14 protein-coding genes and 1 pseudogene are annotated in these 13,726 nt (G+C 41.3%); 8 read left to right on the forward strand and 7 right to left on the reverse strand.

Annotated elements, in window-relative coordinates:
• Positions 1-22: 22 nt before the first annotated feature.
• Positions 23-1,453, reverse strand: a complete 1,431-nt coding sequence (locus H6G57_RS18400; RefSeq protein ID WP_190521103.1) for a hypothetical protein — start codon at positions 1,451-1,453, stop codon at positions 23-25.
• Between the two features lie 319 nt (positions 1,454-1,772).
• Here H6G57_RS18400 and H6G57_RS18405 point away from each other — a divergent pair, with 319 nt between their 5' ends.
• The 8 genes from H6G57_RS18405 to H6G57_RS18440 all read left to right on the forward strand — a co-directional run bounded on the left by H6G57_RS18405 (position 1,773) and on the right by H6G57_RS18440 (position 9,479).
• Positions 1,773-2,540 carry a ParA family protein gene (locus tag H6G57_RS18405; RefSeq protein WP_190521105.1) on the forward strand — a complete coding sequence of 256 codons (768 nt, stop codon included), beginning with the start codon at positions 1,773-1,775 and terminating at the stop codon, positions 2,538-2,540.
• The gene (locus tag H6G57_RS18410) at positions 2,530-3,453 is read left to right on the forward strand and encodes a ParB/RepB/Spo0J family partition protein (RefSeq protein ID WP_190521107.1); all 924 of its coding nucleotides are present in this window, start codon (positions 2,530-2,532) and stop codon (positions 3,451-3,453) included. The genes H6G57_RS18405 and H6G57_RS18410 overlap by 11 nt, the downstream gene beginning before the upstream one ends.
• Before the next feature lie 326 nt (positions 3,454-3,779).
• Positions 3,780-4,337 (forward strand): hypothetical protein, encoded by a 558-nt coding sequence (locus tag H6G57_RS18415; RefSeq protein ID WP_190521110.1) that lies wholly within the window; start codon positions 3,780-3,782, stop codon positions 4,335-4,337.
• Positions 4,334-5,416, forward strand: a complete 1,083-nt coding sequence (locus H6G57_RS18420) for a hybrid sensor histidine kinase/response regulator (RefSeq protein WP_190521111.1) — start codon at positions 4,334-4,336, stop codon at positions 5,414-5,416. The genes H6G57_RS18415 and H6G57_RS18420 overlap by 4 nt, the downstream gene beginning before the upstream one ends.
• A 61-nt stretch (positions 5,417-5,477) precedes the next feature.
• Positions 5,478-6,212 (forward strand): response regulator transcription factor, encoded by a 735-nt coding sequence (locus tag H6G57_RS18425; RefSeq protein ID WP_190521114.1) that lies wholly within the window; start codon positions 5,478-5,480, stop codon positions 6,210-6,212.
• Positions 6,213-6,307: 95 nt separating this feature from the next.
• Entirely contained in the window at positions 6,308-6,829 is a 522-nt protein-coding gene (locus H6G57_RS18430; RefSeq protein ID WP_190521116.1) for a helix-turn-helix domain-containing protein, read from the forward strand.
• 140 nt (positions 6,830-6,969) lie between these two features.
• A complete protein-coding gene (locus tag H6G57_RS18435) occupies positions 6,970-7,932 on the forward strand; it encodes a XamI family restriction endonuclease (protein WP_190521118.1) in 963 nt (320 codons plus the stop codon).
• Positions 7,929-9,479, forward strand: a complete 1,551-nt coding sequence (locus H6G57_RS18440) for an Eco57I restriction-modification methylase domain-containing protein (RefSeq protein WP_190521121.1) — start codon at positions 7,929-7,931, stop codon at positions 9,477-9,479. The genes H6G57_RS18435 and H6G57_RS18440 overlap by 4 nt, the downstream gene beginning before the upstream one ends.
• 304 nt (positions 9,480-9,783) lie before the next feature.
• Here the strand turns inward: H6G57_RS18440 and H6G57_RS18445 are convergent, their stop codons facing one another.
• The 6 genes and pseudogenes from H6G57_RS18445 to H6G57_RS18470 all read right to left on the reverse strand — a co-directional run bounded on the left by H6G57_RS18445 (position 9,784) and on the right by H6G57_RS18470 (position 13,674).
• Positions 9,784-9,981 (reverse strand): hypothetical protein, encoded by a 198-nt coding sequence (locus tag H6G57_RS18445; RefSeq protein ID WP_190521123.1) that lies wholly within the window; start codon positions 9,979-9,981, stop codon positions 9,784-9,786.
• Positions 9,978-10,323 (reverse strand): annotated as a pseudogene (locus H6G57_RS18450) (hypothetical protein). Before H6G57_RS18450 ends, H6G57_RS18445 begins: the two are co-directional and overlap by 4 nt.
• A gap of 160 nt (positions 10,324-10,483) precedes the next feature.
• Complete coding sequence (locus tag H6G57_RS18455) at positions 10,484-11,167, reverse strand: DUF6753 family protein (protein ID WP_190521125.1); 684 nt, start codon at positions 11,165-11,167, stop codon at positions 10,484-10,486.
• Positions 11,164-12,009, reverse strand: a complete 846-nt coding sequence (locus H6G57_RS18460) for a mobilization protein (protein ID WP_190521126.1) — start codon at positions 12,007-12,009, stop codon at positions 11,164-11,166. The genes H6G57_RS18455 and H6G57_RS18460 overlap by 4 nt, the downstream gene beginning before the upstream one ends.
• Positions 12,010-12,089: 80 nt before the next feature.
• Positions 12,090-12,500 (reverse strand): hypothetical protein, encoded by a 411-nt coding sequence (locus H6G57_RS18465; RefSeq protein WP_190521128.1) that lies wholly within the window; start codon positions 12,498-12,500, stop codon positions 12,090-12,092.
• Positions 12,493-13,674: a ParM/StbA family protein gene (locus H6G57_RS18470; protein ID WP_190521130.1), complete on the reverse strand. Its 1,182-nt coding sequence runs from the start codon at positions 13,672-13,674 to the stop codon at positions 12,493-12,495. The genes H6G57_RS18465 and H6G57_RS18470 overlap by 8 nt, the downstream gene beginning before the upstream one ends.
• Positions 13,675-13,726: the final 52 nt, after the last annotated feature.

The following is a 13,726-nucleotide window of genomic DNA, read 5'->3' on the forward strand; positions in this document are numbered from 1 at the left end:
GGATTCATGCGATTGCAAAAACTCAAAGTTCAATCTCTCTTGAGTGTTGAGCAGGTTGGGATTCAACAGTATTCAAATCGTCTGCCATTTGAAGCCAAAATTCAATATCTTCAGGCTGAATTCCTTGAGCTAGAACTAAATGCTCCCCACACACTCTCAACAGTTCTCCTCTGCCAGATGCTCTCAAAGAAGATACAGAAACCCCGTCAATATCTGTCACCATTAACTGGTAAACCTCGGCAACGGAAATAATAGTCAAATCATCCGTTTCTTCTACCCCTTCATCTCCTAAGTTCAGTCTGTATTCAAATACCTTTTGGGCAATGGGTAAAATCAATTCAGCTTGTTTAACTTGTTCACGCTCTAAAGTGAACATTAACGGTTCAATAGTTGAGTTGGAATTATTGTCTAAAACTTGAACTTCACTCAACAGTTCAGGTGCTTCCTGAGCGAGTTTTGCCTTTAACTTTTCTGCATCTAAATTAGATAAAGGATGTTGAACTTCACCCTCTAAATTGATCTTGAATACCAAGTGATGATCAACTTGAGAAACTACTCGAATTGATTCTCCTTCCTGCGATAATATTGTCCAATCTTCCATCAACTCTAACCGTTCTAATCCCTTAAATTGATGATGCTCTTTTAATAAAAGATCCGCCAATAATCTTTCCATTTCTAATCGTTGTTCAGGGGAACTGCCAACTTCAATCAAATTCTCTCCCTCTTTTGAATCTTGGGGATCATCCTCTAATCTAACTTGCTCGGAGTCTTCAGCATAGTCTGAGTCATTTATTCCTGAGTCAATTAGTGTTTCGGAGTGAGTTTCTGGAGAAACTGGAGTTGCTACTCCTGACTGATAAACTGGTAGGAGAGAACTAAATTTTCTGGGTTTTCGAGATTGAGCTAAAGACATATCTTGAAGGGTAGGACGAGCGACTTGGCGATCGCTTTGGGAAGATAACTCGATAAAATGGGCAGCATTCGTCTTAAGCAAACTAATCTGAGCATAAGCATATTTTTCCTTAGATAAAGATATAGAAATATCTAAAGCCGCTAGACAACCGTGATAGAAATCTTGAGTTTCAGTAGCAGGAACACAAGCTAATACATTTTCATCAAGATCTGTAGACCGTCCTTTTTGTTGCAGTTGAGCAATAGACGCTGAGGATAATCGATGAATTGCCGTTGAAGGGTTCGGCTGTTGGCTGGGAGGATTATCTAGGTTGATAAAAGTTGCAACTCTAGCCTCTAAGTCTTTTAGAGTTTCTATCCCCTGCTCTTGATCGATCAGTTTAACACCCCAATCTAACCCAACCAGTAATCCTTGATAAAAATCTTGAGTTTCTCCAGCCAAATTAGAATCTGTTGCAATTTTTTCAAAAAAGGCAAGTCCAATTTGTTGAAGTTGGTAGATTGATTGGGGAGAAAACCGTTGCATCTGCGTTGTCAGCATAAATCTTATATTTCCCGATAATTAACTCATCCTTCAAGCTATCACGACAGCAAGCTTCCCTAGTCCATCTTCAGGACTAAACCCACCAGGATTGAATTCAGAAATAGGGTAGATGGAACTATAAATCTCAAAATTTTTGATTCGCTTCAACATCTTCTCCCAGGATATGAGATATTATTAACACTCACGGAAAATTTATTGTATTTTTCCAGCCAAATATTCTGAAATATTCATCTTAAATTGATATGTGTATAGTCCCAACTGTAGCTCCAAATCTTTTTCTCAACCGCAACATTGGCGTGCTACTGGAGAATAGCCGATGACCCAGACAAAAGTGATTTCGCTGTTCAACCAAGCTGGTGGTGTGGGCAAGACAACAATTACGCTCAACTTAGGCTACCACCTAGCTCAACGAGGGAATAAAATTTTGCTCGTTGACCTCGATCCACAAGCGTCTTTAACCTTATTTATGGGTCTTGACCCGCACAGCTTGGAAAAAACCGTATTTGATGCCATTGTTAATGAAGAACCCCTCTTCATCCACAAAGCAATTCATCGCATGGATTTAGCTCCCACCAATATTAACCTCAGTGTGGCAGAAATCCAATTGGTGAATATGGACTTTCGAGAACTGCGTCTCAAAGATGCCCTAGAACCCATTCGAGAAAACTATGATTTTATTTTGATTGACTGTCCGCCTAGCTTAGGATTATTAAGCTACATTAGCCTTGTTGCTGCCACCCATGTTTTAGTCCCCATTGAAACTCATTACAAAGCGTTTGAGGGAACTAACCTGCTCTTACAAACCGTCGCCAGAGTCCGAAAAAAAGGAAATCGCTCTTTGCAGATTGCTGGATTTGTTCCCTCTCGCTATGCTGCCACCAACTCCCAGGATAAACGTACTTTAAACGCGATTCAAGAACAATTTTCCACCGTGGCAACAGTTTATGAGCCGATTCCTCGCTTAACTGCTTTTGTTGATGCTTCTGAACAACAGGTTCCCCTAGCTGTTTATGACGCGAGAAATGCAGTGGTTAAAATATTAGATCGTTTAGCTGCCAAGATGGAGAAACTCAATGCCAAATAAAAGTAATCAGCCTTACAAAGGAAAAGCAAACTTAACGGTCTTGTTCGGCGATGACGAAGCTGAAAGTCTACCTAAAAGTTCAGTACCCTTTGATGCTATTCAGCTTCCGGCTAGTCAACCCCGCCGCTATTTTGATCCTCAAGCGATGCAGTGCTTAGTTGAATCTGTCAAAATTGATGGAATTCTGCAACCGCTATTAGTTCGCCCTTTATCGAATGGAAAGTATGAGTTAGTTGCAGGAGAAAGACGCTTAAGAGCGGCGAAAGAAGTGGGGTTGAAAGAAGTTCCTGTCATCATTAAAGAACTGACAGAACAACAAGCTTTACAAATTGCTTTAGTTGAAAACCTACAACGAGAAGATCTTAACCCCGTTGAAGAAACAGAAGGGATTTTAGGGCTACTGGCTAATCGATTAGGATGTTCTGACCAGGAAGCTGAACGCCTTCTGTATCGAATGCAAAATCAAATGCTTCGAGATAATGATAACGTTATCATTCAACCTGAATCTGAAGTTGTCGCCCAACTTTTTCAAGACTTAGGCAAGATGTCTTGGGAGTCTTTTATTAGTAATCGGCTTCCCCTATTAAAGCTGCCCGAAGAGATTTTAGGAAGTTTACGAGAAGGCAGAATTGAATACACGAAAGCTCGTGCGATCGCTAAAGTCAAAGATGAACAAGCACGAGTTACTTTACTAGAAACGGCAATTGCAGAGAATTGGTCTCTGAATCAAATCAAAGCTCAAATTTCTGCACTCAAATCAGAATCTCAATCCGCACCCCCCGAAGATTCTCTTCAAACTCGAATTAAAGCCGCCCTCACACAAGTCAATAAGTCAAAAGCTTGGAGCGATCCGAAAAAGCAAAAGCGTCTCCAAAAACTTTTAGTAGACTTAGAATCCCTGTTATCTAGCTAAGAAAAGAAATTGAAATCAACAACTGTCCTTAGATATAAACTGAGGGAAATTTAATATTCTTTTAAAAATGCTCCAGGATGAATGGGGCATTATTTATTTTTATGGTTTCTATTTAAAAAGCGGAAACAAAAGATAGGAACGAAACCGGATGATCGGTTCTTAGATTAACGGCTTTTTTTTAAAGTACCCACTTTTTTTAATAAATCAGCTTTAAGGTAGAACTTTCTTAATCTATGCCATTGCTAATTTAGGATCTTAGATAGAAAAAGCAACTTCAACCTACCTTTTCCTTCTGAGTAACTTCGATATAAAGGAAGCGACCAATTATGGCATCAATTAATATCCTCAAACCCAAGCTGCTTTCAGGGAGAACTTCTTCCCAAGCTGCCATTGAGCATTTCACTCGATTTCAGAAAAAGCTAAAAAGTTTAATTGACCTCTGGAGCAACTACCCGCCTAATGATGCCCTTTCTACTTTAAGAAAACAAGATTTAGAATGGCTAATTTCAATGGCAGAACACTATCGGCTTCGTATCCAACCTTCATCTCAATCTCTAGAATTTTGGCAAGGCTATCGACATGGGAAAAAGAGTAGACGAACCATTCCGGCTCCTCACACTCCCTCCTTAGCACCAATTTTACAAAAAGCCCTAAAACCTAGTCAAAGCGAGGGAATCTATGAACTTGGGGTGCGACTGGGATGGTGCTATGACCGATTAAAAAACTACTTACTGCGGATCACGAAAGAGCAAAAACTGAACGCCGCTAAACAATTAAAAAATTCTCAACCGATTTTATCTGTCATTCAAGAAATTCAGGCAATGGACAATACAGACTCCCTTGTGAGTTTGGGAAGGTTGCCAGAAAGGAGATTGAATTCATGAAAGATAGACCCAGCCAAATTTTTGCAGCCGATCAGGAAACGGATACCTTATTAATTTTGGAAACGATTTTAACCGAGGAAGGATATTCTGTTAACACCAGTTCATATGGAAAAGAAGCGATCGCCTCTATCAACGCCGACCCTCCCGATTTAATTCTATGGGACGTGATGATGCCAGATGCAGACGGCTATGAAGTCACTTACAAAATTCGTTCTACCCCTCAATTGCCCTTCATTCCCATTGTCCTTCTCGCGCCAGATCCCTCCATTCCTTCTACCAATGGATTAGAATTGGGAGCCGATGATTTTCTCTGGAAACCCATTCAAGTTAACGAATTACTCGCCCGTGTCCGCAACTTGCTCCGTCTCAAACATAGCCTAGATTCAATGCGAGAGATGGCTTTAGCCCGTGAAGATTTTGTTTCTCGCCTAACCCATGATTTGCGTAACCCTCTAATTGCCGCCCAACAAATGCTGACTTTACTAGGGCAAGGAAAATTCGGCATCTTATCCCCTACCGTAAAAGAGGCTCTCCAGACTATCGCTCTTAGCAATGACAACCTAATTACCCTCGTCAATACCCTCCTAGAAGTGCATCGATTTGAAGCGGGTTGCAAACCAATGGCTATCACAACTTTTGATCTTTACAAACTCATTAAGGAAGTGGTTAAAGAGCAAGAGGCACTTGCGGTCAGCAAAAACTTACGCTTAATTTTTGAAACCCAACAACAGTCCTTTCAGATTCAAGGCGATCGCTTAGAATTGCGCCGAGTTTTGACTAATTTAGTGAGTAATGCGATTAAGTTCACAGAGCGCGGTCAAGTCAAGATCACTGTTAAGTACAATGCTCAAAGCGTTTCGATTCACGTAGAAGATACAGGCCCCGGAATCACAGAATCAGAGCAAAAAACAATCTTTGAACGCTTTCGCACCGGAAATCAGAAAGGAGCCGGAAGTGGTTTAGGGTTACATCTGTCTCAGCGTATTGCAAAAGCCCATTCGGGTTGTTTAGAAGTGACCTCACAACTGGGGGTTGGAAGTATTTTTACTTTGTGTCTCCCTCGGAGCCAAAATTGCTAACGTTAAAGATTAGCCCTCAAAATGTGCTTTTAATCTCAAATTATTATTAATGGAGAAAATTATGAATCGCGTGAGTGTTGTGTTAATTGAAGATCATCACTTAACTCGTGTGGGAATTAAAGCAGCGTTGGAAGATTGTGAAGAAATCAAGTTTATCGCGGAAGCCAGTAATGGATTACAAGGAATCACAATATTGGAGAAAACGCTACCCGATGTTGCCATTATTGATTTAGGATTACCTGGATTAGTTGATGGGATTGAACTCACTAAACGGTTTAAGGAGTATGTGCAAACCCGTCAGCTTGATTCCTCTATCAACCAACCTAAAGTTTTAATTTTAACCTCGCAAGATCAAGAAGAATCGATTTTAGCAGCCTTTGCAGCCGGAGCAGATTCTTACTGTATGAAAGACCTGAAATTTGAAAAACTGCTAGAAGCAATACTGGAAACTCACCGAGGAGCAAACTGGATTGACCCGTCTATTGCACGGATTGTTTTATCTCGACTTAATAATCCGTTTAAAGAAGTTGTTGGTTCTAGTGTTATTCCGACCGTATCGATTCATGGGTTAAAACCAGAAGATAACGAGTTATTACAATCTAATCCTCTCACTCGGCGAGAAAATGAAATTATTGAACTGATTGTTGAAGGGTATGGCAATGAAGAAATTGCCGAGCAATTATTTATATCAATGGGAACTGTGAAAACTCATGTTCGCAATATCCTTAATAAGTTAGCGTGTGATGATCGCACTCAAGCGGCTGTCCGAGCTTTGCGAGCTGGTTTAGTGAATTAGCTCTCTTATGGAAGTAATTCTTTTGAATTTTTTCAGAGTGACAGAAGGGGAAATGTTAAAGGTATTATCGCCATAGATTTAATGAGGTGGGAATGATGATTAAAAATGAATTAGAGTACCAAGTTAGTCAAGAATGGTTAGAGAAGTTTGAAAAATCTATAGCCGCAATAGAAAAGGATGAAGATAGCAAAAAGAATGACCATGAGCGATGGAAAATGAACCGAGAGACATTACAATGTCATTTAGAGAAATTGCAAGCAGAAATTGCTGAATATGACAGGCTAACATCCCATGATAGCCACACGCCGATAGTATTAACACTTGATGATATTGATTATTTACCTCAAATCTTGATTAGAGCTAGAATGGCAGCCAAACTAAGTCAGAAAGAATTAGCAGATTTAGCTGGGTTGACAGAAGAACAAATTAAACGTTATGAAGATAACGACTATGAAGATGCTAGCTTTATGGATGTAAGATTTGTAATTGATGCGCTGGATATCAAAATTCAAAAAGGTGAGTTTCTTGTTCCTTTAGATACGCTTAGAAGAACACCAGTTACTAAAGAAGAATTACTTTCTTCAAATCAGCGTTCTCTCAGCCGAAGCGACGGATAATTGAGCAGGTTTAAGGGGAAATAGCGATTGCTATCAGTGTAAACATTGCTAATGATAAGGACTATTTATTAGATAATACCAACTGAGGTGATTCAGCCATCTCAATTCTTGAGATGATTATAAAAGTTGGAGATGATAGAGTGCCAGTTAATGCAGATAAACCCCATTTGTGGAAACCGGATATAGCCCAGTCAGTAGACTTCTACAATCATTGGTTTATGCAGTTTGCTCCTCAAGCTTACCGCGATACTCGCATTGCCACAACTGAACAAGTCGAATCAGCTTTAATTTGGACAGCGAATCTTACGAATATTACGCCTGCTATACTGCAACAGTATCCGTCTGTCCTTCCTATCCTTCGCATGGCAACAGCACCGCCTATTGCACGAGATCGCCTGATAGGTTTAGCTGGAGTATCATCCAACCTAGTCAAGAATATGGAAGAAAAACAGCGAGTTCCACCTAGGATAGACAGGGGAACGTTGGATACTGAACTTGCAAAAATTGGTGAAATTATTGCTCGGCTTGTAGACAAAGATATCTTTTCATGGTTGGATACAGAACGACAACCAACGGATACAGAAGTTCATAGAGCAGCGATCATTATCGCAGATCGTCTCTGTGGTGCTATTTCTGACCCAATTATTCGCAACGCTCAGGAACGCAGACAGTTAGCTACGATTAGACAATGGCTAGAGCAGCACGGCTACTCGTATATTGGGGGAGGAACCCGATTAAGTTTCGAGAGAATGCTGCCAGGAACTTTTTCGTTTCGGCTCAATATTCCCATCCTTTTGCAAGGAGGTACTAAACAAATTAATATTCCAATTGATATCGTAATTCAACCCATTCAGTCTAGCCGCAGCCAGCTACCGCTTTTAATTGAAGCAAAATCTGCTGGAGACTATACTAATCCCAATAAGCGGCGGAAAGAAGAAGCAGTCAAAATGGCTCAATTACGCAATAACTATGGTGATAATGTTCGCTTTATTCTGTTTCTTTGCGGTTATTTCGATAGTGGTTATTTGGGTTATGAAGCTGCTGAAGGAATTGACTGGGTATGGGAACACCGAATAGAAGACTTGGTATTGTTTGGGATATGAACTTAACTACAACAGAATCAATTCGGGTATTGCGACAGTTGCAACTGGATAGTGCGAAAACCCAAACAGAGCGAAATAAGTTGGGTCAGTTTGCCACGCCTACAGCCCTGGCAACAGAGATGTTGAAGTATGCCAAGACGTTATTACCATCTGCCTCAAAAATTCGCTTTCTTGACCCAGCTTTTGGAACGGGAGCGTTCTACTCCGCATTATTGGAGCAATTTCCCCTATCGCAAATTGTAGAAGCGATCGCATACGAAATTGACCCTCACTATGGAAATGAAGCGATCAAACTTTGGTGTGATACGCCACTTCAGCTAAATATTGCAGATTTTACCAAGGCTGTACCACCCAATTCTGACGAGATTAAAGCTAATTTGCTGATTTGCAATCCTCCATACACCCGACATCATCATTTGAGCCGAGTTGAAAAGCTGCGGTTGCAACGGATAACAGAAGAGATAGCGGGGATAAAATTTAGTCAGTTGGCTAGTCTTTACTGTTATTTCTTGTGTATTTCAGATACTTGGATGGCAACTGATGGATTAGCAGGATGGCTGATTCCGACCGGATTTATGGATGTGAATTACGGACAGCCCATTAAAGATTATCTGCTCAACTGCGTTAGTTTACTGCGAATTCATTGTTTTGATCCGGTGGACGTACAATTTGAGGATGCGTTGGTATCGTCCGCAGTCGTTTGGTTTAAGAAAGCTTTGCCACCTGTTAACCATGCTGTTGAATTTACCTACGGAAGAAGTCTGACACAACCTAAGATGTCCCTGATGATGTCGGTGGAATCGCTACGCGGTGCAACTAAGTGGACTAAGTTCGGGTTGATGTCGGAGCGGGTGATTTCTCAGGAGCAGTCTTTGAGGCTGAAGGATTTATTCACAATCAAACGAGGGTTGGCGACAGGAGCAAATGATTTTTTTGTGTTGAAACCAAAACAAATTTCTGCATATCAATTGCCGATGGAATTTCTTCAGCCCGTTTTGCCCAGCCCTCGACTGTTACCAGTGGATGAAATTAAAGCCGATGATTTAGGAAATCCAATTCTTGATCGTCAGCTTTTTCTGCTCTCGTGCGAGTTGCCGCCAGATGAAGTGAAAGCTAAGTATCCTACACTTTGGGAATATTTGCAGATGGGAGTAAGACAGGAAATTTGCGATCGCTATCTCTGCAAACACCGCTCTCCCTGGTATTCTCAAGAAAAGCGTCCGCCTGCTCCATTCCTCTGTACCTATATGGGTCGTCAGAATACTGGTAGAGGTAGACCTTTTCGATTTATCCTCAATCATTCAAGGGCCACGGCTACCAATGTTTATTTAATGCTCTATCCTAAACCCGCTCTTGCTAAAGTGCTTTTAGAGAAGCCAGAATTGGTGAAACAGGTGTGGGAGGTACTTGATCGTATTTCCGATGAGGCCCTAATGAGTGAGGGTCGCGTTTATGGGGGTGGATTACATAAACTGGAACCGAGGGAATTGGGTAATGCTTTAGCTGGGAAGATTGTTGAAGTTTTATCAAAAGAGTCGGTTGATTGACTGAAGTTGCACCAAAAAAATAAGTGCGTTAGCGTAGCGTACCATAGGCAATTGCGTACAAACACTTTCCCTGGTTGTGACTTGAAGAAGATTCTGGCCAGGTTTAGAAGAAGAAATTGGCCAGTTTAAAAGCCGAAAGACTTATTCCATTATTAAAGAAGAAACAGAGTAGGAGCCGTTTTGGAACAAGAAAGTGGACAAAAATACAGTAAAATCAGAAAAAGAATCGAACTGCAACTACCGCTTTTGATTAGGCTAGATACGAGACTATCAGCCCTAAGCGCGTAGTGTAGGGGTGGGAATATCAACCATTAATAGTCTCTGCTGCTTTACTTTTACCTTGAAGCCTAGCCAGACGTTGTTCTCGCAAACCAGCTTCTACCATCGCAATTAATTCATCCATTTGCAGTGTGACCAAATCAATTTGTTGGTTAACTTCGCGCCACCTAGCAACACTTCGCGCTCTCGTCTGGGGGTCGGGTATTTGGGCTTGTTGATTCATGGCAGATTCCAATTTTGTTTGGTTTCAAAAATGCTTGCTTCGACAGCACCGATTAATGCCTCAGTCTGCTCAATAGTTCGAGATAATAAGTTCAGCATAGCATTAGGAGCGATTGGCTGGTATTCAGCTATTCCTAACGCCAGAGTATGCAAACGTGAGTAAGGCATTCTCAGCCTCTCAACGCTACGAAAGCATCTGATCTAATTCTGGTAGGGTTGCCTCATTCTCCCCAAACTGTTCAAATATGGCAAACTCAACGGCTTTAGCTTCGTCAATTAGCTCTACTAACCGTCGCTGCAAGTAAAAGATAGTTGTTAAAGTTTGGTCTGGCAATTTGACCATTATGCCCCAGATGTAGAGAAAACAAGACTATATCATACCCAATAAAGTTGCAAGTACCAGTGTGACTTGAAGAAGAAATTGGCCAGGGTGGCCAACTTTACGTTCCAAAACTAGCTGGCCAACTTTACGTTCCAAAAAAATTCAGTAAATGATATGGTAATTAATCTCTAAACTTACGCTTTTTTACAGGTTCCACCCAAATTGTACAAAATCCCGATGTAGCTGGCCTCCCCGCAACTTCCAAAGTCACCCCCAAACGCTCAACATCCTTTTTACATTCTAAATTAGTCAAACTATCCGAATTCCACTTCATCAAATTTCGAGCCAACTTCCCCTCATCGCTAGTCGCCCACCGCAAAGCTTCCGCCTGCTCCTGAGTCAGATGAACCGCTTCCCCCGGCGCAAACCCGCCTTGCGACCAAAGCACACCCATCCATCCCATCAACGCACCGACACCCAACGTCGTTAATAAGATACCCGTCGCCACCATCAATGAACGAGCAGAAGTGACTATTTTTGTTAATTCCGTCTGACGTACCAGAGAATTCACCGCCTCAGCAATTTGCCCCTCTTGCTTCTCAACGGCTACTCGTTCGTAAGTTGCTAGTGTCTTATTAATCCGCCCGACCCAACGCTCAAATGCTAACTCAAAATCTTCTGGTTTCGGGCTTTCTTCAATCAACACTTCCAATCGCCCCGTTGCTAATAAAATCAAAAATATGGGGTCAGTTGGCTCAATTTTTCCCTTAAAAGCCAATTCCAAAACCTTACGCCGATATTCCTCGGATTGACCTTCTAGGGCAATATCCAGTAAAGATTTAGTATCAACAGCACCATAACTCACGGTAACATCCCCGTCGTTTCAAAAGCCTCGTAAGCTGACAACATAAACGATTTAATTCGTTGCCGCCCCAATACCCCAAATTCTTGACTATTCCGAGCTAAATCAAACGTAATTCCCCCCGCATCAATCGCATTCCTTTCTCTTGAATAAAGCTTAGGGAAATCAATCACTTTAACATCATATTTTTTAATCGCATTTTGGACTTCCTCCATCTCTTCTATAGAACTCCAATCGTCCTCTAACCCAAAATTACGAACTAAAACATGAGCTATTTTTTTGTCAAAATGTTGCACTGATTTTAAAAATAACTGCACGCTATCGTAACCTCCTGTACAAACAAACCACTTACAAAATGTAATTTTAGATTGTTTGCCTAACTCAATTAAGTTATTTTTTTCAATCCAACTCGTCACCACCGGATAAACCTGAGCCGGTAAATTGACAATAATGCTATTGTCAAAAGCCCACTCAAAAATTTTGTCTGCTTCATAAAATTTCTTCTCATCTTCACTAAATAAAGCTTCCCGACAAACACTTTCGTAAATTCGAGAAACATCGGGGTTAGATCTGTCCGCATCTACAGCTAAAAACGGATATTTTTTATCCATAAAATACTGAATTAAAACCCTTGCAAATAAACTCTTACCTACACCGCCTTTTTCTCCATCAATCAAATGAATTCTAGTAGCGTGTTTCTCAACAGTTTCCAATCCATTTTCGCCTAAATGACTTGGGGATTTTAACGTTACTGTCATTGATACTTCTCCTGATGCTTCAGCTTGTTCAGTTGTAGGATCTACCTGTTCTAGTTGAGATTTTGTTCTTCTACTCCGACCTGCCATTTTGCTACTCCATTACTTGATGGTCTAGAAATGAAAATGGGTTTTACTCCTAATCAACGCCTTACTTTTTTAGCTTCTAATCATGAAAAGCCCGAATCATTAAACTCATCGCCTCCTACTAACTCTAATAAATTCTCAGTTGTTAGATTAGGGTGAACCGAACTAGAATCCCAAGTCGCTTTTATTCCATCTTCTCGGTAAAGATTGGGGAAATTGGAAGAATAATCAATACCCACTTGGTCACACAAATACAAAGCGTGCTTCTCCAAGGCATACACGGCTTTTCTAAATATTTGTTCCAACAAAACTGGATCAAATTCCCCTGTTTGTTGATAAGCTAATGGTAGCCAGTAAGCTCGCAATGACTGGAGAATCACTTCTCTAACTGGTAAAATTTCATTCTGTTTAATGTAAGTAAGTAAAACGGCATCAGCCGTATTTTTTAAGGGTTGATATCGCCAAACGAAATCTATTTTTTCTGGGTTAGCCATGAGCCTTAACCTCCTGCTTCTGGGAACCTTCTGATAAAGAATCAACGGATTTATAGGACTTAGAATTGAACTGTTTCTTTAAAACCGTTCTAAAATAGACAAACATTCCATAAACGTCACTGAGGCGATCGCCCAGTCCTTTTTTATCTAAAGCAACTGGAATAGAAATATCCGCATTCCAAATAATCGGGAGACGATCATAGTATTCGTTTAACTCTTTTTTGAAATAAGCCGCCGTTCCTCCACAAAACACCAACTCATCACAATCTGGGGGTAAATTTTCATCTAACCAACTGGTTAAACTTCGGACATATTCGGGACGAGCTTCCTTGATAGCCAGGAGCATTTGCTGCACTTCCTCCGCCCGTCCTTCCCGAGACGTACTGCGGGCTAATCGCATTAAAGGTGCCGCCTTAAATTCACTCCCTGCTGTAACAATTGCTGGGGTTAATCGCTCCGCAGTTTGTCCCGATGTTTTAACCAGGACTTTCTCGACCATCCGAATAAAGCCCAAATCACTCATTTTTCCAGGGGCTACATCTCCCCGTTGAGCAACTAGCAGACTCGCGTTGCGGTAGCCCAGCATGGCGATCGCACAAACCCGTTCTTTAATTCCAGAACCCGCTTTCTTGTTGTGCATTAAATAAATGCCACCTCCTTCGGGTTTGCAATTAAATACCAATAACTCCACACTCATGCGGCCTGTCGGAGTTTGATAATCTGCTAATGCTTCGCGCAGTACCCGCTCAAACCGACTTCGATCTTCATATTCTCCAGGGGGTAACAACGCGGCGATCGCCACTGTAAAATTCCCAGGTAGTTTTTGTTTTTCCTTAATCACCCATAAAGCCGCCAAAGTTTTATGTAAAGCCCGCTCATACTTGAGTTCCGATAGCCCCGCATTCGCATGAAACCTTTGTTTAGCCAAATAGCCAACGGCTCTGTAATCATTCCTGAACGCAACCCAAGCGGTGTTTTGAGGATCGGCTGACCCTAACTGGTCTCTGGCATAACCCAAAATTGACTCTCGTGGAACAGATACTACTTCCGGTTCCATGTACAGAAGCCGAACTTGTCGGTCTTGTCCCGCAAAGATAATCTTGGTGAGCGACCCTCCATAATCAAATGCCACTGTAATATCAGGCTCTGTGAGATTTGTAGAGGTTTTAGTCATATCAAAAATTTTCCACACAAGTAGATTGAAAGGACATTAATACTTGTTATCC

The sequence above is a fragment of the Planktothrix sp. FACHB-1365 genome, from assembly GCF_014697575.1.
Taxonomy (GTDB): Bacteria; Cyanobacteriota; Cyanobacteriia; order Cyanobacteriales; family Microcoleaceae; genus Planktothrix.